Genomic DNA, 23,426 nt, shown 5'->3' with positions numbered 1-23,426 from the left:
CAGGAAAAAGGGGACGGAGGGAATTAAGTCGCAATCCCCCAAACCGGCCGTTTACGACCTAATCCCCTCCGTCCCCTTTTTTGCGAGGAGGCGCCAGGTGGCGAGGCTGCCGTAGAGCAGCAGCAGGACGGTGAGGGTGATCAGTTCGTGGCTGACGTCGGCCAGGCTGGCGTCCATCTGGTTCAGGCGCACCATCAGGTTGATGCCGGAGGTGGTAGGCAGCAGCTGCGCCAGCCAGACCAGCGGTTGCGGCGTCATCACTGCCGGCCACGACAGGTTGGCCAGGAAGAACAGCGGGATCGAGGTAGCGATGATGTACTGGAAGGCGCGTTCGCGGGTGCGGAAGAAGCTGCCGACGAACAGGCCGAAAACCACGGTAGCGGCGATGAACAGGGTGCCGCCCAGCAGCTGGCCCAGTGGGTTCCCGCCGCGCGGATAGTCCTGCACCCAGGCGGTGAACCCGGCGTACCAGAACAGGCCGAACAGGCCGATCAGGCCGAAGCCCATCGCCATGCCGGCCAGGGTCGGCAGGTCGAAGCGCAGGCGCCGGCCGAGTGCCAGACGACGACCACCGAGCAGCACGCCGATGCCCATCAGCAGGGTCTGGTGCACGATCAGCTCGGCCACGCCGGGCACGATGGCGCTACCATAGCCTTCCTGGGTGTTGTACAGCGGGCGCTGCACCAGGGTGACCGGCGGCGCCTGTGGCGCGCCCATGAAGGCGGCCTGGCCGACCACGGCGTCACGCCCGAACGCGCCCAGTGCGTCGGCCACGCTGCCCAGCACCCAGCTGGCACGGCCCAGGTAGGCGCCGTTGCCGAGCAGCACCAGCTTGGCCGGGTGGCCGCGCAGGATGTCGCGCTCCAGGTTGGCCGGGATCAGCACGATGCCTTCGGCGTGGCCGGCTTCCAGTTGCTGGCGCGCACTGTCGATGTCCGCCGGTTGCCCGACCACGCGTGCAACGCGGAGTGCATCGAGCTTGCGCAGCAGCTCGCGGCTGGTCGCGCTGTGGTCTTCGTCCACCACCAGCACCGGCAGGTTGCCGGCCACCTGGTGACGGTACGCGGCCGGGTAGAAGAAGGAATACAGGATCACCGCGCCGACCATCACCACGATCGCGTAGCGGTCGCAGAGCACCGCCATCAGGGTCTGCCGCAGGCTGCGCCAGAGTGCGCTCATGCGTCGGCTCCCGCAGGCTGTGCGGCTTCCGGCGTGCGCGCAAAGGCGATCAGGCGCAGGCCGCCAATGCCTCCTGCCACCACCGCCATCAGCAGCAATGTGGCCAACGGCCACACCGAAACCTGCAGCGGCGAACCGATGAACTGCTGCTGGGTCTGCAGCTTGATGTAGGCGCTGAGTGGCAGCAGCTGATGCCAGATGCGGGTGAACAGGGGGCCATCCAGCACCGGGAAGGTAGCGCTGGAGAACGCCAGTGCGGTGCCGATGCTGAGGCCGACCGCGGACAGCGCGGTACCCATGTCGCGGGTGACGCCGACGAAGAACAATGCGTAGGCGGCCGTGGCCAGGTAGAACAGTGGCTGTGCGAGCAGCAGCAGGAGCACGCTGCCGGCCACACCATCGCCGCGCAGCCAGGCCAGGTAACCGATGCCGAGCGCGCCATACAGCGAAAACAGCAGGATGTACGGCGTGACCTTGCCCGCAATCGCCGACCACGGCGTTCGACCCAGCCAGGCGGGCAGGGTGCCGTCGCGGATCTCGCGGCCGAGGCTGCCGGCCACCGCAAGTGCCAGTACCAGCGACAGCACGGCTGGGAAGATCAGCGGCAGCAGGAACAACTCGTAGCTACGCGCAGGGTTGTACAGGATGTCCGACTGCACCGCGATCGGTGCCGCACGCAGCTTTCCGGGGCCGACCTGCAGGCCGATGCGTTCGCGCAGCAGGCGTGCGTTCCAGGCCGAGACTGCGTCGCCGATATCGCGTGACGCAGATTGGCCGGTGGTCATATAGGTGGCGTTGTAATAGGCGAACACCGTGCCCTGGCGTCCACGCAGCGCCTGCCGGGTGACATCGCGCGGCACCAGTACGATGGCAAACACATCCAGCCTGCGCAGCTGCGAACGCGCGTCCTCCAGGTCCGCCGGCTGGCTGGCGATGCGTACGCCGGGGCTGGCATCGAGCATGCGCAGCAGCAGGCGGCTGTCACTGCTGTGGTCGAGGTCGACCACGGCAATGCGGATGTCGCGCATCACCGACGGCGAGAACATCCACGCCATCACCGCCAGCATCAGCAGGGGCAGCACGGTGACCAGCAGCAGGTCGGCACGGTTGCCGCGCAGCGACTGCAGCTCGCGCCGCCACGAAGCAGCGAAGCCGTTGCGGTCCGGGCTCAGTGCTGGGGCCATGCGAACAGCACGCTCATGCCGGGGCGGAAGCCCTCGATGCGGCGTACCGGGCGCACCCGCACCTCGAAACTGCGGACGTCGTAGCCGGACGACTGGCGGGTGGTACGCCAGGTCGCATAGTCGCCGGCAGGGTTGATGAAGTAGACCTCGAACTCGCCGTCCAGGCCGAGTGCCGGCACGTTGCCCTGCAGCTTGCTGCCGACCTTCAGGCCCTGCATCTGTGATTCGCGCAGGTTCATCGCCACCCACATGCGATCAATGTCGACCAGGGTGAATACCGGGTAGCCGGCCGGCACCAGCTCGCCCGGGTCGGCCATGCGCTTGTTGATCTCGCCCGCCACCGGCGCGCGTCCTTCGACTTCGGCACGGGCGGCGTTGACTTCGGCCACCGCGCCCTGCGCCTGCTGCACCTGGCCCTGCGCGGCACGCTTGTCCTGCTCGCGTGCGCCGGCCAACGCCATGTCGTACTGCGCGCGCGCGGCACGGGCCAGTTCGCGCGAACTGGTGGCCTGGGCATGCGCTTCATCGCGCTTCTGCCGGGTCATCACCCCTTCGTTGAACAGGTTCTGCACGCGCTGGTAGGTGGCTTCGGCCAGCGTCGCACCGGCTTCGGCGCGCTTCCAGTTCGCTTCGGCGGCGCGGATGTCTTCGCTGCGCGCGCCTTCGTCGGCCTTGTCGGCCACCGCCTGTGCGGCGGCCAACGCGCCGTGGGCCTGCTGTTCCTTGGCGGCCACTTCGGGGCTGTCGAGCAGGAACAGCACCTGCCCGGGCTGCACGCGGTCGCCCTCGCGCACCTTCAACTCCGCCACGCGGGCGGTGATCTTGGCGGCCACGTTGATGGTGTCCGCGTCGGCCATGCCCTGGATCTGGTCGGCCGGGCTGCGCCAGGCCAGCCACAGGCCGAGCACCACCGCGACCAGCAGCGCCACTACCAGGATCGGGCCCAGGCGGCGCTTGGCCGGGGGTGTTGTCGCATCGTCGTGCAGCACATCACTCATGGTCGATCACCTCGTCCGCACGGCGCCGGAATTCTTCAAAACGGTCCATCTGTCCACTGACCTCCAGCAACTGCGCCAGCGCAATATCGTATTGGTAGGCGGCCTGTGCGCGCTCTACACGGGCACCGCCGAGGCCGAGCCGCGCGTCGATCACATCCAGCGAGGTGGCCTGGCCCTCGCGGAACGCCAGCTCCTGCAGGCGCAGGTTTTCCTGTGCCTGGGTGATGCTGCTGTCGAGCAGCACGTACTGCTGGCGCGCGGTTTCCAGTTCGTTCCAGGCCTTGCGCACGCCCAGCGCGACCTGGTTCTCGGCCTCGCGCAGGCCCGCTTCGGCCTGGTCCTGCTGCGCACGCGCGGCGCTGATCTGCGCCGGCCGCGAGTTCGGCGACAGGAAGGTGTACTTCAGGCCGATGCCAAACGCCCAGTCCGGATCGGTCAGCATTTCGTCGCGGCGGCGGAAGTCGTACTGGCCGAAGGCAAAGATCTGCGGTTTCAGCTTGGCCTGCTGCACGCGCACGCCCTGTTCGGCCTGCGCCACCATGGCCCGCAGGCGTGCGATCTGCGGCTGGCGCGCCTGCGCAGTACGCTCGAAGCTGGCCACCGGTTCCAGCGGCACGCGCTGCACGAACAGCGGCGAAACCGGCTGCACCTCGCCACCACTGCGCAGCAGCGTGGCCAGTGCGGCCTTCAGCGTGGCCAGGTCGTTCACTGTCTTCTGGTATTCGCGCTCGGCCTTGTCGCGGGCCACGGTGGCCTGCAGGCGCTGGGCGCGGGTGGCGAAACCCTCGCGTTCCAGCTTCTCTGCATCGGACAGGTGGCGGTTGAGGCCATCGCGCACGTCACGGCGCACGTCCACCGCCTGCTCGGCCAGGCGCTGCCCGAAGTAGGCCTGGGCCAGCTGCACGGTCAGCGATTGACGTTGTGCTTCGCGCTCGGCGCTGGCCTGTTCGTGGGCGGCACTGGCCGCACGCTGCGCGGCCGGAATCACGCCGCCGGTGTACAGCGGCAGCACCGCAGTGACCACTGGACGGGTGCGCCAGTCGCGCTCGGTGAACGACAGCGGCGAATCGATGCCGAAGGCTTCAGCCACCGGCGCCAGTGAGCCCAGCGGCAGAGTGAGCGTCTTCTGGAACTGCAGGCGGCGCACTTCGCCGGTGATCTCCGGCAGGCGCAGCAGCCGGGTGGCGTCCTGCAGGTCCTGCTTATTGCGAACGGCTGCATCGGCAGCGGCCAGCGCATCGGAGACCTGCTCCAGGCGTTGCCGCGCCTGTTCCCAGTCCAGTGCGGGTGCATCGGCACTGCTCTGCGCTGCCGCCGCAAGCGGCAGGCAGGCTGCCAGGGTCAACGCGACTTTCGCGCGGTGCATCCTTGTACGTCGGCCGATCACGCCCATGCCGTCCCAGTGGTAAAGAAGTGCGCAAACGGTAGTGCGCATCGTGTGAAGCCCGGGTCTGCGGTCATCGGTCTTTCCTCAACGAAGGGTGCCGCTGGCCGCAGTACGCAGCGCCTGGGTGATGTGCTGCAGCGTGCTTGAGCGCACGGCGGCATGCTGCCAGTACAACGGCACATCGAACCAGCGGCGGGGTTCCAGTACCACCACGCGGCCGGCGCGCACAGCGGGCGCGGCCAGGGTTTCCGGGGCCAGGCCCCAGCCGAGTCCGCACGCGGCGGCTTCGACGAAACCGGTGGAGGAGGGCAGGTAGTGTAGCGGCGGCTGCAGCCGCGCGCGGGTCAGGCGACGCACGAAGCGCCACTGCAGTTCATCTTTGCGGTTGAACACCAGCATCGGCGCGCGTGCCAGCGCCGTGGCGTCCATGCCATCGCTGAAGTACTGGCGGGCGAAGCCGGGCGAAGCAATCGCTTGGTAGCGCATGGCGCCGAGCGGGTGTACGTTGCAGCCCTTCACCGGCTGGCTTTCGGCGGTGACCGCACCCAGCACGCTGCCGTCGCGCAGCAACCGCAGGGTGTGGTCCTGGTCGTCCATGCGCAGGTCGAACAGGTAGCCATGGCGCTGGTGCAGGTCGGCGATGGCCGGCACGAACCACGTATCGAGCGAATCATCATTGACCGCCAGCGGGATCGGGGTGCGCGCAGCGTCGCTGCTGCCACGCTCGGGTAGCAGCTCGGCCAATGCCTCGGCCTCCAGCGCCTGCATCGGTCGCACCCGGCGCAGCAGCGCCTCACCGGCGGCGGTGGGGCGGCATGGCGCCTGGCGCACCACCAGCACCTGCCCGAGCCGGTCTTCCAGAGCCTTGATCCGCTGCGACAGTGCTGATGGGCTGATCGACAGGCGGCGTGCCGCAGCCTCGAAGCTGCCTTCCTCCAGCACCGCGGCAAACGCGGCCAGTTGCGGGTGTACCAGGTCCATGCCGGTGCCTCTTCAGTTTTCCTGCACAGGATAAAGAAAAATCAGTTTGTCTAAACAAGGCTGTTGGCCGCACCCTGCGCGTCCCCTCGCTGCCTGGCCTGTCCCGATGTGGATTGCCGCTACCGTCGCCGGCCTCTTCGCGGGCGCCGGCCTGATCATCGCCATCGGCGCACAGAATGCCTTCGTGCTGCGCCAAGGCCTGCAACAACGTCATGTGGGCAGGGTGGTGCTGGCCTGCGCCGGCGCGGATATCGCGTTGATCCTGGCCGGCGTGGGCGGCATGGGCGCGCTGGTGCTGCAGTGGCCGTTGCTGCTGCAGGTGCTGCGTTTCGGTGGCGCGGCCTTCCTGCTCTGGTATGGCCTGCAGGCAGGGTTACGCGCGTGGCGAGGTGGCAGCGCGCTGGCCGCCGCCGAGGCGCAGGGCGGCAGTGGGCGCCAGGTGCTGCTGACCTGCCTGGCTTTCACCCTGCTCAACCCGCACGTCTATCTGGATACGGTGGTGTTGCTGGGCAGCCTGTCCACGCGCTATCCGGGCGATCTGCGCTGGGCCTTCGCCGCGGGTGCCTGCCTCGCCAGCGTGGCCTGGTTCTGCACGCTGGGCTATGGCGCGCGCCTGTTGCAGCCGGTGTTCCGCAGGCCGTCTGCGTGGCGGGTGCTGGATGCTGGCGTGGCGATGTTCATGTTCTGCCTTGCGACGTTGTTGCTGTTGCGTCCTCTATCGCCATGAGTGCGCGGTCGGGTACCGCGCGCTTGAGTCGTACTTCGTGCATACATCGATCACAGCGGGAGCTCCCATTGCAGGCGAAGGCTGGGTACGGAACGTCGGGTGTTGCGAAGTACCTGCGACCCGCCTTCGTCGAAACGCCACTGGCCGGTCTCGATGTCCTGCGCCAACAGGTTCGAGGCGGTCAAGCGCAGCTTGCCGTGCCGCTCGGTCGCGTACTGTGCCCAGGCTTCCAGTTCGCGTCGATAGGACGTGATGTCCAGCTCGCTCAGGCTGTAGCGTATTCTGCCTCCGCTGCGATGGGTGTAGGCCAGGCCGCTGCTCCAGCGCGATGAGATGCGGTAATCGAGCGACGCATTGGCGGTGAATGGCACCTGGTCTTCAATCCGATTGTCAGGCCCGGGAAGATCCCTGACCCGGGAGTGGTTCCAGGTGGCGTTGCCGCGCAGCTCGATATCCGGCCCTCTGCGGTACAGGCGTGCCAGCGGCATCCTGCCATCCATCTCGATTCCCCAGGCCATGGCGCGGGTACCGTTGACCGGCGTCGATACCCAGCGCCCGTCACGTAGCACCGTTTCATTGCGGATCGGTGCATCGATGCGACGCAGGTAGCCGCCGATGCTTCCTTGAGTACCTTCACCGCCGTGCATTTCCCAAGCCGCATCCAGACCCCACGCCAGTTCCGGACGCAGCGATGGATTCCCGATCTCGTCGGGGTTCAGTGGACGGTTGTTGGTAGAGGTGTACGGACGCGGGACCAGCGAGCGCAGCGCTGGTGCGCGGAAGCTGCGGCTCAATGAGACCCGTAGCTGGTCCTTGCCCTTTGCACGCTTCCACAGGCCCTGCAGGACCGGCGTGAACACGCTGGCACGGTGACGCGTGGTGGCGAAATTCCGACCTTCGCTGCGGGTCTGCAGCTGTTCCCAGCGACCGCCGACGTAGAAGGCACTGCGCGCGCCCCAAGGAAACTCATCCTGCGCGTACAGCGCCACGCGATTCAGCCGCGCATCGAAGGAGAGGTCGCTGACCGTCGATGGTTCGCTGGGGGAAGAATGCAATTGCTGCACTCGGGATTCACGCCGCGAGTCCATGCTGCTTTCGGCACCGACCTGCAGTGTATGGCGGCCCCACGCCGGCAGGGTCCACTTCACGCGGGTGGTGCCACCCAGCACGTGCAGCTTCGCATCGGTGCGATCGAAAAGATTATCCTGCTGTGCCTCATCCTGTCCTTGTTCGCGAAAGCGGTAGTCCTCCCGGTTTCCGTCCATTGCCAGGCGCAGGTTCAGGCTGCCTCCATCCGACAGTTCTTTCTCCCACTCTGCACTGACCTGGCCCTGGTCAAGGCGCAGGTGCGTGCGTTGCCGGTAATGGGGAGTGCGTAGTGCCGGGCCCAGCAGCGTGTCCCAATCAATGGTCATGTCGCGACGGAAGTCGGACGCGTCCACCAGGGCCTGCAGCGAAAGGGTGATGTCATCGCTGGTTCTGAACGTCAGTGAGGGCGAGAGCGAAACGCTGTTGCGTTGGCCGGTGGCACGCAGGCGCGATTGTCGATGCAGCAACGGCGTACCAACACCATCCCAGGCGTCCTCTCTGTTGCGTTCCTCCGCCAGGAATGCGCGGGCGGTTGCCGTGGCGGTCAGTGAAACATCACGGTCGAGATTGGAACGGGCCTGCCGCCAGCTCGCTGACGGGGTCATGCGCCCTTGGGTATCCGTCCATGAAACCGTCAGCCGTTGACTGTCTTTTGCAACCGGTGCACGGGTGACGATGTTGAGTGTGCCGGCGATGGCACCCATGCCCTGATCAGCGGAGGGCGCGCGCAGGATTTCGATGCGCTCGATCAGATCGGTGGCCAGTGAGTCCAGGCTGAAACCGGCGGGTGTGCGCTGGCCGTTCAACAGGATCTGCGTGTAGCCCGCGCCCAGGCCGCGTAGTGACACGGTGCCTGGACGGCCCGGTGCGCCGTTCGAAACGCTGACACCGGGCAAGCGCTTGAGTGCCTCCAGCAGGTCGGTATCGCCATGCCGTTGCAGCGCCTCGCGGTCCACCACGATGCGGCTCGCAGTGTCGTCACGGCGAGCGTCGTAGCGCTCGGACTGGACGTGCACTGCATCCAGATCGGTCGTGTTTGAAGGGGAGGGTGTCGTTGGTGGAAGGGCCATGGCATTCGCTGGTCCCATCAGGCAGCCAATGGTGAGCCACACGCCCGCGTGTGGCCGCAGTGTTGTCGGGGAGGGCGAAGATCGACGCATGGTCGTGCGGTTCCTTTGTCACGGCGGGACAGCGGGCCGCAGCAGGTCCTCCCGCGGCCGGGTATCGAAACGATGCATGGAGGGCGGCGGCAGGGCGCCGGTCAGTGCATTACTGCAACCAGTGCTGCGGGTCCACTCGTGTTCCGTTGCGCAGCAGTTCCATGTGCAGGTGTGGGCCGGTAGTGCGCCCGGTGTTGCCGCTGCGGGCGATGGGATCGCCCCTGCGCACCTGCTGGCCTGGCTGTACCGCGAAGTCCTGCAGGTGTGCAAACAGCGACTGCCAGCCACCGCCGTGATCGATCACGACAACCGTGCCGTAGTTCGCACCATCGGGATAGGCGTGCGTGGCAGCGATCACGGTGCCGTCGGCGGGGGCGAGCACGGCGGTGCCACGGCGCGCGGCGAAGTCGGTGCCGTGGTGGGCGCTCTGGCGGAAGTCGGCGACGTGCCCGAACACGCTGGTGACCCGCGCATTGGACAGTGGCATGAAGAATGACGGAGGTGGCAGCGTGGCTTCCACCAGTGTTACCGATGCGATGGGGAGTGGCAGCGTCACGGGCGTCGGTCCTGCCACCACGGTCGCCTGTACGGTGGCCACGCCGACTGTGCAGGCAGAGCCCAGTGCGAGCAGCAGCAGGACGCTGGTGAGGCCTGGGCGGCGACCGTTGTCACCCTTCAGCATGTGCTGCAGGCGCACCTGGTGGCCGCCGAGATCGCGATGGGTGAGGGCGCTGGTCGGCTGCACGGCCGTCGCGTAGCGAAGGGTCTGGACATAGGCGTGGGCCAACAGACGGCCGTCGTTGGCGGCGCCACCCTCGGCCAGTGCTCGCGCATCGCATTGCAGTTCGGCGGCCAGTTGCATGCGCGCGGCAATGCGTCGAACGAAGGGATTGAACCAGTACAGCGCACCAACAAACCGCATCAGCGCAGCGCGCTGGGGGTCGCGGCGCTGCAGGTGGGCCGCCTCGTGGCCGATGACCAGGCGAAGCGTACGATCAGGCAGGGCCAGGCATGCCGTGGGCAGGATGATCTGCGGCTGCGGCCTGCACAGGGCGAACGGCGTGCCGCTGCCTTCTACAATGCGCAACGCGACGCCTTCCTGCTGAAGCCCCTGCACAGCGTGGTGCGATTGCGGGCCAGGCAACTGCGCAGTCTGCAGCGGGTGGCTGCGGCGTAGCAGGGCCCGCAGCCGGCCGCTGGCCAATGCCCAACGAACGAGGGTCAGCATGACCCCCGCGATATAGACGGTCAGCAGCAGTGGCGTCAGCCAAGCCATCAATGGCTCGGTCGCCGCGAGTGCAGGCAGTTGTTGCACTGGCCGCAGTACGGCGGTGCCGCTGTCCAGCGCAACGGGCAATGCGCTGGCCAGCTTCTGCAACGGTGCCGCCTGCACCGGCAGCAACAGCGCAAGCAAGGGGGGCAGCACGGCACACAACCACGCCCCCAGCCAAAAGCGTGTCGACGCATGTGAAAGCCTGAGCAGCCGCTGCAGCGATTGCGCGCCGTACCAGGCCAGGCCAGCCCCCAGCAGGCTCGCAGCGAGGCTGATCATCCACGGCGCGGTTGATGACAGGCTCATGGCTGGTCCTCGTCATCCTGGAGCAGCAGCGCCTGCAGTTGCTCGATTTCCTTGTCGCTCAGCAGGCGGCTTTCGGCGAATGCCTGGGTCGGCAGCGGCCCGTCGATCTCCAGTACGCGACGAGCGAAGTCGGCACTGAGTGCGGCCAGGGTGGCCACCTTGCCGACCTTGGCACTGTAGACATTCAGACCGTGCTGGCTGCCCTCTTTCACCATGCCCTTGTCGACCATCCGTTCCAGCGTCTTGCGCGTGGACGAGTACGACCAGTCCAGTGCGGCAGCTGCCGCGTTGTGCAATTCACGCGCGCTGCAGGCGCCGTCGCGCCACAGGCACTTCAACAACTCCAGTTCGGCGTTCGAAGGTGTTGGGACGCGGGGCATGGTCAGACCTGTGCGTGCGATTGATGTCGTGAGTGTGCGACAGATGTCGCACGCCATGCAAGAGGCACATCAAGGCGCGGAGGTGCTGAGGTCAGCCGGTCGCCATCCGGTCGATGGCGCACAACGGTGTCTCGCCGGGGCGCAGGGTCAGCACGCGCACGCCGCTGCCGGTGACCGCCACGGTGTGTTCGAACTGCGCCGACAGCTTGCCGTCGCGGGTGTAGACCGGCCATTCGTCCGGCTGCTGGCGGATGGCCGGCTTGCCCTGGTTGAGCATCGGCTCGATGGTGAACACCATCCCTTCTTCCAGCACCATGCCGGTGTTGGGATGCCCGTAGTGCAGGATCTGCGGTTCCTCATGCATCTCCTGGCCGATGCCGTGGCCGCAGTACTCCTTCACCACGCTGTAGCCGTGGCTGCGTGCGTGGCGGGCGATGGCGTGGCCGATGTCGCCCAGGCGTGCGCCGGGGCGCACCGCGGCGATGCCTTTCCACATCGCCTGGTAGGCGGTCTGCACCAGCCGGCGCGCGGCGTAGTCGACATCACCGACCAGGTAGGTGGTGCTGGAGTCGGCGATGTAGCCGTTCTTTTCCAGGGTGATGTCGAGGTTGACGATCTGGCCGTTGCGCAGCACGTCGGTGGTGCTGGGCACGCCGTGGCAGATGACGTTGTCGATCGAGGTATTGAGCACATACGGGAAGCCGTACTGGCCCTTGCTGGCCGGCCGTGCCTGCAGCTCATCGACGATCATGCGCTCGACGAATTCGTTGATCTCCATCGTGCTGCGGCCCTGCAGCGGCAGCTGGTCGAGCGCGGCGAACACCTGCGCCAGCAGGCGCCCGGATTCGGCCATCAACGCGATTTCGTCGGGGCGCTTGATGATGCCCATCGGCTCAGACCTGGCCCGGGGGCAGCAGCGGCGGCTGCACGCCGGCCGCGCGCAGCTCGCTGGCGACGATGTCCTGGAAGCTCAGCGTCGGGTTCAGCTCGCAGAGCATGCCGACCCGGATCCAGAAGCTGGCCTGGGCGTTGATCGAGCGGCTGGAGACGGTACAGGCACGGCGCAGCTGGTCGTGCAGGGTGTCATCGATGTTGACGATGCCCATGGATGGCCTCGAAGTATGAATATACGAAGCGTATATGTTTCGTATATCCATCTCAAGCCAACGTCATTCAGTCGGTGTGGGTGGCGAAGCGCAGCCGGTTGCCATCGGGGTCGCGCAGCAGCACTTCGCGGGTGCCCCATTCGGTGTCATGCGGGGGCTGCTCGATCGGCACGTTGGCGGCACTGAAGGCGCGGTGCAGGTTGTCGACGTCGTCGACGATGAAGTACACCGCGCCGCCGACCTCGCAGTCGCCGCTGTGTTCGGTGAGGAAGATCGTCTGGCCGTCGCGGGTGAGCTGGGCGAACAGTGGGAAGCCGGGTTCGAAGCGGTGTTCCCAGTCGACCACGAAACCCAGCCCCTGCACGTAGAACGGCAGGGTGGTGTCGGCGTGGCGCATGCGCAGTTGCGGGATGACGGTCTGGGGCATGGCGAGGGCTCCGGGACGGGAGTCCAGTGTAGTGCCGGCCGCTGGCCGGCATTGGTCTGGTAGATGCCAACCTCGGTTGGCATTGCCGGCCAGCGGCCGGCACTACCGAAGCCATGCCGGCCAGCGGCCGGCATTACCGACGCGGTCAGCAGGCCCTCGGTACGGCAGCGATTGCCGCCAGCAGTTCGCGGTTCACCTGCTGGTGACGCGCCTGCCAGGCAGGAAGATCTTCGGCGCTGATGTCTGGTTGGCCATCCAGCGACGACAACCAGCGCTTGAAGCGACTCTGGTAGTTGGCCAGCGACACTTCCCCGGTGATGTCACTGCCGACCAGGCCGCCGGCACGCAGCGCCTCGATCACCACCAGTGCGTCTTCCAGCTGGAATCGGCCCTGGTCCCAGTTGCTGCGCGCGACGTCCTCGGCGAACACGTCCTTGTCGATCGACAGGTAGGTCGGCTGCGGCGACTTGGCCTGTTCGGCAGCGAACGCGGCGACCAGTCCCTCCGGATGCTCGAAGCGTCGGAATGCACGGCCCATGCCGAGGCGATGGCCCCAGCTGACATCCACGTCCATGCACCAGTACGTCAAGCGACCGCCCAGCAGCGGGCGCCAGTGGTTCTCCCAGGCATGGCCGAGGCCGATGTCGCTGGAGGTAATGCCGAGCACATGGATGTGCGAGATCTGCGGCAGCTTGCTGGCTGCATTCACCCATGAGCCACAATGCATGCCGAACGGAAAACGCATGTTGTCCGGATGGTTGTCCAGCACTACCAGCTGGAACGGCGCCTGTGTGCGCATGCGGCACAACAGCGGCAGGCTGAGATGATGGAAGTCGCCACTGCCCAGCATCACGGTGCCGAGCTGCGCGGGCAGCGGCGCCAGCACTTCGGCGGCGAAACGGTGCAGGGTGGCAGTGCTGCAGGCGAAGCGCAGCGGGTCGTGCCACTGCGGCAGGGCCAGGGTCTGCGCCTGGGGCAGCGGCAGCACGCCACCGTCCAGGTCGAGGATCAACGGAGAACGCAACAGCATCGTTCAACCGCCTCCATCAGGTTCGCCCTGCAGATGCGGCGCCAGCTTGCGCAGGGCAGTGCGCAGCAGCGGGGAACGGGCGTGGATCGCGTGCCGGGTGGAGGTGAAGCGGGCGCCCAGTTCGGCCTTGATCCGCGAGTCGGTCCAGCCGGCCACGTAGTGGCTCAGGCCATGCAGCAGCGCGTACTCGAGGTTGTGCATCCAGCTCACCGCGTACAGGTTGTGCTCGCGTGACTGCGGGTAGGCCAGACCGATGTACTTGTCCACCAGCTTTCCGGCGTGGATGTAGCACAGGTTCCAGCCGATCAGCTGACCTTGGTGGCGGTACAGGAACATTCGTCCCTGGCCCTGGCTGTCGGCCAGCAGGTACTGGAAATAGGTCAGGTCGAGCTGGTCGAAATGCACCGCGCTCTGCGCATACACGCCCAGGTACAGCGCATACAACTCGGCCTGCAGCCGTGGGTCGGCCAAGGCGGGATCACCGGTGGCGATGCAGTCGACCTGCAGGTCATCACGCGAACGGAGCTTGCGCCGGATGTTCTTGCGGCGCGAGGGCGACAGGCGGCCGAGGTAGCCATCGAGCGAATCGAAATCGATCGCCACCCAGGCAAGCGGCATGCCTTCCAGTTCAACGAAGCCGCGCGCCAGCAAGGCCTGCAGGAACGCCGCGCTGTGCGCATTGGCCGCGTCGTCCAGCAGCGGTGAATCGATGGCCAGGTCCTTGACCACCAGCAGCCGGGTATCGCCGATCGCGTGACGCGTCACGTCCTCGGCCAGCGCCTCAGGCGCGATGTGTGCCGGCAACGGGGTGTACTCGGTGCTGGTGGCACCGACGAAACGGGTCTTCCAAGTGATCCATGGCCGCCACAGGCGCGACAGCGGCAGGCCGAGCAGCCTGCCGCGCAGTTCGTCGTCCATTGTAGTGGTCAGGTCCAGCGGCGCACGGAAGGTCGGCAGGCCGCTGGGAAGGCGGCCTGCCTCGAATCCGAGCGGCGGGTGGGCCAGGAAGCCCTCCAGCAGCGCGGCCGGTTCCAGCGCGGTGCTGGATGCGCGTGACGTCATTTCCATCGGCACGGGAACCGGCAGCCCATCCAACCTCAGCCCTTGGCCTTGGTCAGCGCCTGGTCGAGCAGGGTGATCGCCAGGTCGATCTCTTCGTAGCTGATGTCCAGCGACGGCGCGAAGGTGATCACGTTCTTGTACCAGCCACCCACGTCGAGCACGAGGCCCATGCGCTTGCCGTCGTGCAGGAGGTCACCGGCCAGGCCGATGTCGACCATGCGGTCCAGCAGTTCCTTGTTCGGGGTGTAGCCGTCGGCCTGGCAGATTTCGGCGCGCAGGGCCAGGCCCAGGCCGTCGACGTCGCCGATTTCCGGGTGGCGCTTCTGCAGGCCACGCAGGCCGTCGAGGAAGTACGCGCCCTTTTCCGGCACGGTGCGCTCGTAGTCCATTTCCTTGCCCAGCTTCAACACTTCCAGGCCCAGGCGGGTGCCCAGCGGGTTGGAGTTGAAGGTGGAGTGGGTGGAACCCGGCGGGAACACGGTCGGGTTGATCAGCTCTTCGCGTGCCCACAGGCCGGACAGCGGGTTCAGGCCGTTGGTCAGCGCCTTGCCGAACACCAGCACGTCCGGGGTCACGCCGAAGTGCTCGATCGACCACAGCTTGCCGGTACGCCAGAAGCCCATCTGGATCTCATCGACCACCATCAGGATGCCGTACTTGTCCAGCACGCGCTTGAGGCCGGTGAAGAAGTTGCGCGGCGGAATGACGTAGCCACCGGTGCCCTGGATCGGCTCGACGTAGAACGCGGCGTACTCGGCCTGGCCGACCTTGGGGTCCCACACGCCGTTGTATTCGCTTTCGAACAGGCGCTCGAACTGCCACACGCAGTGGTCGGAATACTCGTCCGGGGTCATGCCCTTCGGGCGACGGAAGGGGTATGGGAACGGGATGAACATCGCGCGCTCGCCAAAGTGGCCGTAGCGGCGGCGGTAGCGGTAGCTGGAGGTGATCGACGAGGCACCCAGGGTGCGGCCGTGGTAGCCGCCTTCGAAGGCGAACATCAGGCTCTTGCCGCCGCGCGCGTTGCGCACGATCTTCAGCGAGTCTTCAATGGCCTGCGCGCCGCCGACATTGAAATGCACGCGACCGTCGAGGCCGAACTTCTCGTGCATGTCCACGGCAATGGTCTTGGCCAGCTGCACGCGGGTCGGATGCAGGTACTGGCTGGCGACCTGCGGCAGGGTGTCGATCTGGTCCTTCAGCGCGTCATTCAGGCGCTTGTTGCTGTAGCCGAAGTTGCAGGCCGAGTACCACATCTGCAGATCGAGGTAGGGCACGCCCGCACCGTCGAACATGTAGCTGCCTTCGCCGCGCTGGAAGATCTTCGGCGGGTCGACGTAGTGGACGGTATCGCCGAAGGAGCTGTAGCGGGCTTCGTCGGCCAGCAGCTGCGCGTCGGAGGCAGCGGCGTCGGCGTTCTTGTCAAAAATGTTCATGCAGTTCGGTTCCGTGAAGGACGTTCGAAAGGGGCGACGGGGGAGCGTGCTTGGAGGGAGTGCTCAGGCGGTGGCCAGCAGCGGGGGCAGTGCGGCGGGCTGCGGACGGGCGTCGATGCGACGTGGCTGCAGCAGGCTGCCATCGAGCAGGCGCGGCAACAGTGCGACTGCATCGTGGAAGGTGTCGATGGCGGCATGCTCGATGCCGGCATTCGTGCAATGGGTAATCAGGCGGCGCTTGGCGAACACGAAGTCGGCGTCTTCGGACACACAGAAATCCGAGCTGCCGTCACCGATCATCAGCACGCGCGGTGCTTCGTTGGCGCGCGCCTGCGCGGCGCAGGTGCACTTGCAGGTGCCACTGCGGCAGCCTTCGGCCTGGTAGGGCGACTCCAGTTCCCAATGGTCTTCGCACCAGCGCAGGTGGTTGGCCACCACCGGCAGCTGCGACAGGCCGTGGTTGGCCAGGATGCGGTGGATCGCATAGTCCAGGCCGTCACTGACGATGCGCAGCGGCAGGCCCAGTTGTTCGGCACGGCTGACAAAGGCGGCGAAGCCCGGATCGATCTGTACCTGGTCCAGATGGGCGTCGAGCGTGGCCGGGTCCAGTTTCAGCAGCCGCACCTGGCCCTGCATGCATTCACGCGAGCCGATCTTTCCCGCTTTCCACTGGTCTTCCAGTTCCTGCCAGCCCGGCTGGCCGTACTTTTCCAGCAGCGAGTCGATGACATCTTCGAGGCTGATGGTGCCGTCGAAGTCACACAGGATGCTCCAGTGCATGGGCAGGTCCGTCGATGAAAGAAACGCCCGGCCCGATGCCGGGGCAGGCTCAATGTAGGCAGGCCGCCTTTCTCGTTCCTTTCCTGTTGAAAGGCTCTTCTGACAGGCTGGGAAAACGTTCAGGAAGGTGCACGGATGAATGCGCGGAGGGCAGGCTACGCGTGCACGTTCGGGTCAGGCGCGGGCCAGGAACTGCAGTATTTCGGCAGTCTCTTCGCGGGTCTGCCAGGCGCTGTTGCCAAGGGTCAGCATGCGTGCGGCGAAGTCGCGTGCATTGGGCATGTCGTCCTGCGGCACGATGCCGCGCAGGTACGCGTAGCCGGGCAGGGCATGGATGAACATGCGGCTGGCGCCGAGACCACGTGGCCACAGGTCTTTCAGCACGGCATCGCGGGCGCGCTGGCTGGGCAGCAGCAGCATCAGCAGTGGCCAGGTGCCACCGCTGCCGGCGAGGCCGTCGACCACCTCAACGGCTGGCAGCTGTGCCAGCTGCACGCGCAGCTGCAACGCACGCAGGCGACCGGCCTGCAGGAACGCCGGCAAGCGCCGCGCGGCACGCGCGCCGATGTTCTGCCGCCAGTGGCTGACCCGGTGCTGCGGTATATCAAGCGGGAAAATGTCACCGACCGCTTCTTCCAGATCGTCGCGTTGAAGCGCACTGCGCAATGGATTGCCATACACCAGCGACAGCAGCGAAGGGCGATAGCAGGCAGCAAGGCCGATCAACTGCACGCTGCGCAGCAGCTCCCAGCGCAGGCTGGAGCGAACGTGCTGGACGGCATGTTCGGCCAGCGCAGCACGCAGTTCGTCGTCACGGCTGACCAGCAGGCCGCCTTCATGCAGGCTCAGGCCCTTGCCGGCAGCCAGGCTGAAGAATCCGATATCGCCACGCAGGCCGACACTGGTGTTGCCAACGCGTGCGCCGAGCGCCTGCGCGGCATCCTCGATCACCCAGGCGCCGGCGCCGCGCGCAACCTCGCAGGCCAGCTCGACATCGGCGATGCGCCCGCCCAGGTGAGTGGGCAGGATCGCCAGCGTGCGTGCATCGGCCAGGCGCTTGAGCTGGCCAGGGTCGAAATCGAAGTGGCCATGACGGGTGTCGCACAATTGCGCGCGCAGGCCCAGGCTGTGCACCGCGATCGGCACCAGCGGGCAGGTATAGGCCGGCATGATCACGGTGTCGCGCCTTGGCGCGCGCTTGCGCAGCGTACGCAGCGCGATCAGCAGTGCGTGCGTGCCGGAACAGGTCAGCTGCAGTGGCGGTGTGCCGAGCTGGCTGGCCAGGACTTCGCGCAGGTCGCCACCACCGGGCAGGAAATCGCTGGCCTGAATCGGCAGGCCAGCGGTAGGTGGCAGTTCGCGCGCGAACAGGCTCATCGCAGCCCACTCACGACGCGCTTTCGGCGGGACTGTGCGGGTCGTCCGCTTCAGCGCGGCCGAGGCAGACGATGCCGGCCACGATCAGTACCGCACCGAGCAGATGGTGCAGGGTCAGTGGCTCGTTCAACAGCCACGCCGACAGCAGCAGCACGCTGATCACTTCCAGGTGCGAGGCCGCGAACGCCGGGCCGATCGGCGCATGGCGCAGCAGGCTCATCCAGGTGAAGAACGCACCCACGTAGCCGAGGATGGCGCCATACACCCACGGCTGCGACAGCACGCGCAGCAGCCAGGCGGTGTTGGCCTCGACCGGCAGCGCGGCGTCACCGGCGTACTTGAAGCACAGCTGGGCCAGCGTGTCGAAGGCCATCAGCAGCGGGAAACCGATCACATACAGGCGCCTCATGAGCCGGCCCCCACCACCGCCACGCCCGCGGTGACCAGCAGCATGCCGGTCACCCGCAGCGGCGTGAGCTTCTCGCGGAACAGGAAACGACCGGCGATCATCAACGCAACGATGTTGATCGAGCCCAGCAGCACGCCCTTGGACAGCGGCACCAGCGACAGGAACGCAATCCAGGCCACGAACTCGAGCACGTAGCAGGCGATGCCGATCCACAGCCAGGGGCGGCTGAGCATGTGTTTCCAGCGTTGCAGTCCTTCGCCTTCCTGCGGGTCGCTGGCGGCGGCCTTGAAGGCGAGCTGGCCACCGGTATCGAGTACCACATTGGCCAGCCACAGCAGGGTGGCGAGTGCCCCCATCTCAGGCCACCGCCTTGAGCACGCCCGTGCGTTCACCGATCTCGGTGAAAAAGCGCGCGCTGCGACGGATCACATCGCGGCGTTCGCGATCGATGGTGATCATGTGGTAGCTGTCTTCCAGCACCACCAGTTCCTTCGGGCCGCTGACCCGCGACATCACCAGCTCGGCGTTGCCCATGCTGGCCACATCGTCTTCGCGGGCGTGCATCACCAGGCACGGTGCGGTGACCTGGTGCAGGTGGCGGCGGGTCCACTGGCTCAGCGCACGCATCTCGGCCAGCGCATGCCAGGGGTTGCCCGGCAGGCCGGCAGCCGCGCTGTCGCCGGACAGCATTGCGGCGCTGACCTGCGCGCGCAGGCGCTCGTCGCGCAGGCCGTACGGCGGTTCTTCCATGAACATGCGGTCGCGGCCGATGTTGAAGCGCTTGAACCACGGCAGCAGGAACGAGAAGCGGGCCACGGCGGGAATGTTCCAGCCGTCGTAACGGAAAGTGGCGCCGTACACGCCCACGCCGGATACCCACTCCGGGCGACGTGCCGCCAACGCCAGCGAGAGTACCGCGCCCATCGACAGGCCACCCACGAACAGCTGGTCGACCTTGCCGCGCAGGGCGGCCGCCGCATCTTCCACGCCCTGGTACCACTGTTCCCAGGTGGTCGCCAGCAGGTCATCCACGGTGCCGCAATGGCCGGGCAGTTGCACGCCGTGGACGGTGAAGCCGGCATTGTTCAGGCCCTTGCCCAGCATGCGCATTTCCGCCGGGGTGCCGGTCAGGCCATGGACCAGCAGCACGCCCTGGGGGCCACCGGGGAGGAAGAAGTCGTGCGATTCGGTCACCTGGCGGCTCCGGGACGGCAGTGGGGATGGCAGGATCGCAAGCGCGATTTTCACCAGCCTTTCAGCGCGCCGAGCCGGGTCAGGGGGCCTTCAGCAGCGGCAGCGTGATGGCGACCTTGAGCCCCCCGCCCGGGCGGTTGAGGAAGCTCAGGCGGCCGCCGAAGTGCTCTACCGCCTCGTGCGCGATGGCCAGGCCGAGGCCGGTGCCGCTGGCAGCGGTGCCCGGCGCCCGGAAGAAGCGCTCGCCCAGCCGTGGCATCACGTCGTCGGGCACGCCGGGGCCGTTGTCTTCCACATAGAGTTCGACATCATTGTCGTCCAGCGCGTGCACGCCCACCGTGACGGTGGCATTGCGGCCGGCATAACGCAGGGCGTTGTCGATCAGGTTGTCCAGCGCCTCCTGCAGCATGGCGCCGTTGCCGAGCACACGCAGCGGATGGGGGCTGCCGCGGTAGCCGAGGTCGATGCCATCGCGGATCGCCTCCGGCACGCGCATGCCAACCCACTGCGGCACCAGCTCGCACAGGTCCAGTGCTTCCACGGTATCGGGCACGGTCTGCGCCCGGCTCAGCGCCAGCAGCTGGGTGCTGACCCGGGCAGTGCGCTGGTTGAGCCGGCGGATGTGCTGCAGCGCCTCGCGCACCGTATCGGGGTCACCGTGTGCCAGCGCCTGGTCCACGTGCAGGGCCATGCCCGCCAGCGGCGAACGCAGCTGGTGCGCGGCATCGGCAATGAAGCGGTTCTGCAGGGTGATCATTTCCGCCTGGCGGGCAAACAGATCGTCGATGGTGCTGATCAGTGGCTGGATCTCCTCCGGTACGTCGGCGTCGGAGATCGGTGCCAGTTCGCCACGGCGCTGCGCCAGGCGGGTCCTCAGCGGCGTGAGGATGCGCAGGCCGTAGGTCACGCCGAACCAGACCAGTGCTGCGGTGCCCAGCGCCAGCATGGTCATCAGCGGGATGATGATCATCAGGATCTCGCGCGCCCGCTGTCGGCGGTCGGCCATGCTCTCGGCCACGGTCACCGCCAGCTGGTCCTGCGGATCGTTCATCGCCTGCGTGCAGACCGTGGCCATGCGCACCTGCTGGCCATTGAGGTTGCCGTCGTACAGCGCCGGATGCACGCCGGTGCAGTCCTGAGAAGGGGCATACGGGCTGAAGTCGGCATTGCCGCTGAGCGTACCCATGCGGCTGCTGTCGACGTTGAAGTAGCGATGGCCGTCGGGGTCATACTCGATCAGGAAGCGCGCCTGCGGCGACAGGTCGCTGGTCACCGGCATGGTGCTCAGCATCTGCGCGAACGAATGCGTGTCGTCGATCAGGTTGCGGTCGTGGATGCGGTTGGAATAGTCCAGCGCAACGTAGTAGGCCAGGATCGTGTTGAAGGTGAGCAGACCCAGCATCGGCAGCGCCAGGAAGGCGAGCAGGCGCCGGCGCAGGCTGGGCGGTCCACTGATCACGGGGTGCTGTCGTCCTGCGCGTCTTCCAGCATGTAGCCCAGCCCGCGCACGGTGCGGATGCCCATGCCGCCGGGCTGCAGCTTGCGGCGCAGGCGGTGCAGGGCGATGTCCAGGCCGTTGTCGGTCAGGTCCTGGCCCCAGTCGCACAGCGCTTCCACCAACTGCGCGCGTGACACGATGCGCTCGGCGCGCACTGCCAGTGCCGACAGCAGGCCGAACTCGCGTGCGGTCAGTTCCAGCGACTGGTCGTCGATCCACACCCGATGCCCGGCCAGGTCGATGCGAAGGCGGCCGATGCGCAGGTCCGGGTTGCCATTGCTGGTGACCCGGCGCAGCTGGGCGCGCACGCGCGCTTCGAACTCGTCCAGCGCGAACGGCTTGACCAGGTAGTCATCGGCACCCAGGTCGAGCACACGCACGCGCTCGGCCAGGCCGTCACGGGCGGTCACCACCAGCACTGCGAGGCCATCACCGCGCTGGCGCAGGCGCTGCAGCACGTCGCGGCCATCCAGCTGCGGCAGCCCCAGGTCCAGTACCAGCAGCGCGTACTGCGTCGAGCCCAGTGCAGCATCGGCGTGCGCACCGTTGTCGACGTGGTCGACCACGTGCCCCTGCCGGCGCAGCGAGGCGCACAGGCCGGAGGCGATATCCGGGTCGTCTTCAGCAATCAGAACGCGCATGCGCGGGGCTCCTGTAACGGTCAGGCCCACCGGATGGACGGGGGTGGGCCTCTCGGCTGCCGAGGGTAGCCGCAAACCGGCTGCAGGTGGAGCGCGTCGGCACCTCCCGGCACCGTCGCGCTGTCCCTCCATTCAGTCCTGCAGGCCCGGCTCACCGAGCGCCAGCGGCACCCGCGAACCATCCAGCAGGCCACGGCTGAGCTTGCCACCCTCGATGAACAGCAGTTCGCCGTTCTCGCCGTTCTTGATGCTGCTGTCGATGGCGATCACGCGGTCGCCGTGGAAGCTGCTGACGTGCGGCATCGAGGTATGGCCAACCACGATGCGCTTGAGCTGCAGGCGGTCGAGCACAGCCTGCACACCCGCGGTGTCGAGGCGGCCATCGAAATAGCCGCGGTACCAGATCGGGCTGGTCTTGCCGTCATACAGCGGTGCGGTGGCCGGGTCGGCCTTCACTTCGGCCTTGGGCAGGCCCAGCGAGGCCTGATAGGCCGCGTTGGTGCGTGCCGGGTCCAGCGCCAGCTGCACCGCCTCGGGCGAGATGCCGCCGTGCAGGAACAGGGTATCGCCGATCTTCAGCAGCACCGGGCGGGTGCGCAGCCACTGGCCGATCACCGAGTCGGCGCCATACAGCTGCGGGTAGCTGCGGCCGAGCAGCTGGGCGCTGCGCAGGTATTTCGGGTTGACGTAGCGCAGGTCGTCGTACAGCACCATGGTCTCGTGGTTGCCGAGCACGAAGTGCACCGCGCCGCCGGCGGCGGCCGCCTGCTGCTGCAGGCCATACAGCAGCCAGAAGGCTTCGGTTACCTGCGGGCCGCGGTCGAACACATCGCCGGCGATGACCAGGGTGTCCTTGCCCAGCGCCCAGCGGTCCTGTGCGTCGATGACCTTGTGGGCACGCAGCAGGCGCACCAGCAGCCCGTACTGGCCGTGGATGTCGGACAGCGCCACGATGCGCGGCACGGCCGGCAGCACGGAGACCGACGGAGCATTCGGGGCGGCCACGTGCACGCTGTGTTCGTAGCCGCAACGCGGGGTGATGTCGGTGCCTGCGGCCTGCGTGGCAAGTGTGTGAGACTCGACCTTGTCGTCGCAGATCCATCTGGCCTGCAGCTGGTTGCCCTGGCGGAACACATAGGGTCCATCGGCCTGTACGTGGTCGGCGGGCGCGGCAACCTCGCGGGCCTGCGTGGTTGCTGTGGCGCAGGCCAGCAGCGGCAACAGCAGGGCGGTCAGCAGGGAAGGGCGACAGCGCGACATCGGCGGCATCCAGCGGCGGAAAGATCCGATGCTAACCGGCGCGGGCGTCCGTCGGTGTGCGCGAATGGGCGGATCAGGTGTCGCGCCCGTCGTCCTTGAGCTTGCGCACGCGGGTGGCAGTGGGCTGAAGCGGCTGGCCATCGCGCCCGCGCGGCTGCATGTAGGGCAGCGGCCGCCGCGTCGCCAATTCGATCAGCTGCGAATGGGCTTCGCCTGCACCGAAGCGATGGCGCTCTCCCCACTGGCGCAGTGCGACCAGCAGCGGGAACAGTTCCAGGCCTGCGGCGGTGAGCACGTACTCCTGGTAGGCCGATCCATCGGAGGCTGGCTGCAGCTGCAGGATGCCGGCCTCGACCAGCCGGCGCAGGCGGTCGCTGAGGATGTTGCGCGCCGCGCCGAGGCTGCGCTGGAAATCACCGAAGCGGGTGATGCCGTCGAACGCGTCGCGGATCACCAGTAATGCCCAGCGGTCACCGAGCAGGTCGGCACTGCGGGCTACAGGGCAGGGGCTGTCGGCGTGCATGCTGGGTATCTCCGAATGT

Annotated in this window: 24 protein-coding genes; 1 reads left to right on the top strand and 23 read right to left on the bottom strand. The window is 67.2% G+C overall.

Translation table 11 applies throughout. The features are described from left to right. Nucleotides 1-51: 51 nt before the first annotated feature. The 5 genes from O0K41_RS02860 to O0K41_RS02840 all read right to left on the bottom strand — a co-directional run bounded on the left by O0K41_RS02860 (nucleotide 52) and on the right by O0K41_RS02840 (nucleotide 5,729). Nucleotides 52-1,179, bottom strand: a complete 1,128-nt coding sequence (locus tag O0K41_RS02860; protein WP_088436605.1) for an ABC transporter permease — start codon at nucleotides 1,177-1,179, stop codon at nucleotides 52-54. Next, nucleotides 1,176-2,363, bottom strand: coding sequence for an ABC transporter permease (locus O0K41_RS02855; RefSeq protein ID WP_164222428.1), 1,188 nt, complete (start codon nucleotides 2,361-2,363; stop codon nucleotides 1,176-1,178). The genes O0K41_RS02860 and O0K41_RS02855 overlap by 4 nt, the downstream gene beginning before the upstream one ends. Beyond that, nucleotides 2,348-3,361 (bottom strand): efflux RND transporter periplasmic adaptor subunit, encoded by a 1,014-nt coding sequence (locus O0K41_RS02850; RefSeq protein WP_005408651.1) that lies wholly within the window; start codon nucleotides 3,359-3,361, stop codon nucleotides 2,348-2,350. The genes O0K41_RS02855 and O0K41_RS02850 overlap by 16 nt, the downstream gene beginning before the upstream one ends. After that, the gene (locus tag O0K41_RS02845) at nucleotides 3,354-4,754 is read right to left on the bottom strand and encodes a TolC family protein (protein ID WP_099605770.1); all 1,401 of its coding nucleotides are present in this window, start codon (nucleotides 4,752-4,754) and stop codon (nucleotides 3,354-3,356) included. The genes O0K41_RS02850 and O0K41_RS02845 overlap by 8 nt, the downstream gene beginning before the upstream one ends. Before the next feature lie 78 nt (nucleotides 4,755-4,832). Next, entirely contained in the window at nucleotides 4,833-5,729 is an 897-nt protein-coding gene (locus O0K41_RS02840; protein ID WP_049417512.1) for a LysR family transcriptional regulator ArgP, read from the bottom strand. Between the two features lie 106 nt (nucleotides 5,730-5,835). Here O0K41_RS02840 and O0K41_RS02835 point away from each other — a divergent pair, with 106 nt between their 5' ends. Next, on the top strand, nucleotides 5,836-6,456 hold the full coding sequence (locus O0K41_RS02835) for a LysE/ArgO family amino acid transporter (RefSeq protein WP_164222431.1): 621 nt from the start codon (nucleotides 5,836-5,838) through the stop codon (nucleotides 6,454-6,456). 50 nt (nucleotides 6,457-6,506) lie between these two features. Here O0K41_RS02835 and O0K41_RS02830 read toward each other — a convergent pair whose 3' ends face one another. The 18 genes from O0K41_RS02830 to O0K41_RS02745 all read right to left on the bottom strand — a co-directional run bounded on the left by O0K41_RS02830 (nucleotide 6,507) and on the right by O0K41_RS02745 (nucleotide 23,407). Next, entirely contained in the window at nucleotides 6,507-8,561 is a 2,055-nt protein-coding gene (locus O0K41_RS02830) for a TonB-dependent receptor (protein ID WP_239503574.1), read from the bottom strand. Nucleotides 8,562-8,814: 253 nt separating this feature from the next. Next, a complete protein-coding gene (locus O0K41_RS02825) occupies nucleotides 8,815-10,284 on the bottom strand; it encodes a M23/M56 family metallopeptidase (RefSeq protein ID WP_149500870.1) in 1,470 nt (489 codons plus the stop codon). Further along, complete coding sequence (locus tag O0K41_RS02820) at nucleotides 10,281-10,664, bottom strand: BlaI/MecI/CopY family transcriptional regulator (RefSeq protein WP_164222435.1); 384 nt, start codon at nucleotides 10,662-10,664, stop codon at nucleotides 10,281-10,283. The genes O0K41_RS02825 and O0K41_RS02820 overlap by 4 nt, the downstream gene beginning before the upstream one ends. 91 nt (nucleotides 10,665-10,755) lie before the next feature. Beyond that, on the bottom strand, nucleotides 10,756-11,547 hold the full coding sequence (map, locus tag O0K41_RS02815; protein ID WP_204310886.1) for a type I methionyl aminopeptidase: 792 nt from the start codon (nucleotides 11,545-11,547) through the stop codon (nucleotides 10,756-10,758). A 10-nt stretch (nucleotides 11,548-11,557) separates the two neighbouring features. After that, complete coding sequence (locus O0K41_RS02810; protein ID WP_149500872.1) at nucleotides 11,558-11,770, bottom strand: ParD-like family protein; 213 nt, start codon at nucleotides 11,768-11,770, stop codon at nucleotides 11,558-11,560. 67 nt (nucleotides 11,771-11,837) lie between these two features. After that, the gene (locus O0K41_RS02805) at nucleotides 11,838-12,197 is read right to left on the bottom strand and encodes a VOC family protein (RefSeq protein ID WP_099605766.1); all 360 of its coding nucleotides are present in this window, start codon (nucleotides 12,195-12,197) and stop codon (nucleotides 11,838-11,840) included. 145 nt (nucleotides 12,198-12,342) lie between these two features. Continuing rightward, a complete protein-coding gene (locus O0K41_RS02800; protein ID WP_099605765.1) occupies nucleotides 12,343-13,227 on the bottom strand; it encodes a hypothetical protein in 885 nt (294 codons plus the stop codon). 3 nt (nucleotides 13,228-13,230) lie between these two features. Further along, nucleotides 13,231-14,295 carry a GNAT family N-acetyltransferase gene (locus O0K41_RS02795; protein ID WP_049451947.1) on the bottom strand — a complete coding sequence of 355 codons (1,065 nt, stop codon included), beginning with the start codon at nucleotides 14,293-14,295 and terminating at the stop codon, nucleotides 13,231-13,233. A gap of 29 nt (nucleotides 14,296-14,324) precedes the next feature. Beyond that, nucleotides 14,325-15,725, bottom strand: a complete 1,401-nt coding sequence (locus tag O0K41_RS02790) for an aminotransferase class III-fold pyridoxal phosphate-dependent enzyme (RefSeq protein WP_005408663.1) — start codon at nucleotides 15,723-15,725, stop codon at nucleotides 14,325-14,327. A gap of 63 nt (nucleotides 15,726-15,788) precedes the next feature. Further along, a complete protein-coding gene (locus tag O0K41_RS02785; RefSeq protein WP_005408664.1) occupies nucleotides 15,789-16,505 on the bottom strand; it encodes an MtnX-like HAD-IB family phosphatase in 717 nt (238 codons plus the stop codon). Between the two features lie 174 nt (nucleotides 16,506-16,679). Beyond that, complete coding sequence (locus O0K41_RS02780) at nucleotides 16,680-17,882, bottom strand: DegT/DnrJ/EryC1/StrS family aminotransferase (RefSeq protein WP_099605764.1); 1,203 nt, start codon at nucleotides 17,880-17,882, stop codon at nucleotides 16,680-16,682. 10 nt (nucleotides 17,883-17,892) lie between these two features. After that, nucleotides 17,893-18,291: a DMT family transporter gene (locus O0K41_RS02775; protein ID WP_005408666.1), complete on the bottom strand. Its 399-nt coding sequence runs from the start codon at nucleotides 18,289-18,291 to the stop codon at nucleotides 17,893-17,895. Continuing rightward, the gene (locus O0K41_RS02770) at nucleotides 18,288-18,647 is read right to left on the bottom strand and encodes an EamA family transporter (RefSeq protein WP_012479558.1); all 360 of its coding nucleotides are present in this window, start codon (nucleotides 18,645-18,647) and stop codon (nucleotides 18,288-18,290) included. The genes O0K41_RS02775 and O0K41_RS02770 overlap by 4 nt, the downstream gene beginning before the upstream one ends. 1 nt (nucleotide 18,648) lies before the next feature. After that, entirely contained in the window at nucleotides 18,649-19,485 is an 837-nt protein-coding gene (locus tag O0K41_RS02765; RefSeq protein ID WP_065179649.1) for an alpha/beta fold hydrolase, read from the bottom strand. Between the two features lie 79 nt (nucleotides 19,486-19,564). Next, entirely contained in the window at nucleotides 19,565-20,944 is a 1,380-nt protein-coding gene (locus tag O0K41_RS02760) for a sensor histidine kinase (RefSeq protein ID WP_005412674.1), read from the bottom strand. Next, on the bottom strand, nucleotides 20,941-21,624 hold the full coding sequence (locus O0K41_RS02755) for a response regulator (RefSeq protein ID WP_005408670.1): 684 nt from the start codon (nucleotides 21,622-21,624) through the stop codon (nucleotides 20,941-20,943). The genes O0K41_RS02760 and O0K41_RS02755 overlap by 4 nt, the downstream gene beginning before the upstream one ends. Nucleotides 21,625-21,756: 132 nt before the next feature. Then, nucleotides 21,757-22,884 (bottom strand): metallophosphoesterase, encoded by a 1,128-nt coding sequence (locus tag O0K41_RS02750; RefSeq protein ID WP_049451889.1) that lies wholly within the window; start codon nucleotides 22,882-22,884, stop codon nucleotides 21,757-21,759. A 73-nt stretch (nucleotides 22,885-22,957) separates the two neighbouring features. After that, a complete protein-coding gene (locus O0K41_RS02745) occupies nucleotides 22,958-23,407 on the bottom strand; it encodes a helix-turn-helix domain-containing protein (protein ID WP_005408672.1) in 450 nt (149 codons plus the stop codon). Nucleotides 23,408-23,426: the final 19 nt, after the last annotated feature.

This window comes from Stenotrophomonas sp. Sm2128, from assembly GCF_030985535.1.
Lineage (GTDB): Bacteria > Pseudomonadota > Gammaproteobacteria > Xanthomonadales > Xanthomonadaceae > Stenotrophomonas > Stenotrophomonas maltophilia.
The sequence above is the reverse complement of the archived record's forward strand: the minus strand, read 5'-3'. Positions and strand labels throughout refer to the sequence as shown.

Coding starts and splice junctions, on each gene's coding strand:
- O0K41_RS02820 (WP_164222435.1), bottom strand. CDS start 10,664: ATGCCCCGCGTCCCAACACCTTCGAACGCCGAACTGGAGTTGTTGAAG.
- O0K41_RS02855 (WP_164222428.1), bottom strand. CDS start 2,363: ATGGCCCCAGCACTGAGCCCGGACCGCAACGGCTTCGCTGCTTCGTGG.
- O0K41_RS02750 (WP_049451889.1), bottom strand. CDS start 22,884: ATGTCGCGCTGTCGCCCTTCCCTGCTGACCGCCCTGCTGTTGCCGCTG.
- O0K41_RS02785 (WP_005408664.1), bottom strand. CDS start 16,505: ATGCACTGGAGCATCCTGTGTGACTTCGACGGCACCATCAGCCTCGAA.
- O0K41_RS02775 (WP_005408666.1), bottom strand. CDS start 18,291: ATGAGGCGCCTGTATGTGATCGGTTTCCCGCTGCTGATGGCCTTCGAC.
- O0K41_RS02795 (WP_049451947.1), bottom strand. CDS start 14,295: ATGGAAATGACGTCACGCGCATCCAGCACCGCGCTGGAACCGGCCGCG.
- O0K41_RS02755 (WP_005408670.1), bottom strand. CDS start 21,624: ATGCGCGTTCTGATTGCTGAAGACGACCCGGATATCGCCTCCGGCCTG.
- O0K41_RS02805 (WP_099605766.1), bottom strand. CDS start 12,197: ATGCCCCAGACCGTCATCCCGCAACTGCGCATGCGCCACGCCGACACC.
- O0K41_RS02840 (WP_049417512.1), bottom strand. CDS start 5,729: ATGGACCTGGTACACCCGCAACTGGCCGCGTTTGCCGCGGTGCTGGAG.
- O0K41_RS02810 (WP_149500872.1), bottom strand. CDS start 11,770: ATGGGCATCGTCAACATCGATGACACCCTGCACGACCAGCTGCGCCGT.
- O0K41_RS02860 (WP_088436605.1), bottom strand. CDS start 1,179: ATGAGCGCACTCTGGCGCAGCCTGCGGCAGACCCTGATGGCGGTGCTC.
- O0K41_RS02770 (WP_012479558.1), bottom strand. CDS start 18,647: ATGGGGGCACTCGCCACCCTGCTGTGGCTGGCCAATGTGGTACTCGAT.
- O0K41_RS02835 (WP_164222431.1), top strand. CDS start 5,836: ATGTGGATTGCCGCTACCGTCGCCGGCCTCTTCGCGGGCGCCGGCCTG.
- O0K41_RS02850 (WP_005408651.1), bottom strand. CDS start 3,361: ATGAGTGATGTGCTGCACGACGATGCGACAACACCCCCGGCCAAGCGC.
- O0K41_RS02790 (WP_005408663.1), bottom strand. CDS start 15,725: ATGAACATTTTTGACAAGAACGCCGACGCCGCTGCCTCCGACGCGCAG.
- O0K41_RS02845 (WP_099605770.1), bottom strand. CDS start 4,754: ATGGGCGTGATCGGCCGACGTACAAGGATGCACCGCGCGAAAGTCGCG.
- O0K41_RS02800 (WP_099605765.1), bottom strand. CDS start 13,227: ATGCTGTTGCGTTCTCCGTTGATCCTCGACCTGGACGGTGGCGTGCTG.
- O0K41_RS02825 (WP_149500870.1), bottom strand. CDS start 10,284: ATGAGCCTGTCATCAACCGCGCCGTGGATGATCAGCCTCGCTGCGAGC.
- O0K41_RS02780 (WP_099605764.1), bottom strand. CDS start 17,882: ATGAGCCTGTTCGCGCGCGAACTGCCACCTACCGCTGGCCTGCCGATT.
- O0K41_RS02745 (WP_005408672.1), bottom strand. CDS start 23,407: ATGCACGCCGACAGCCCCTGCCCTGTAGCCCGCAGTGCCGACCTGCTC.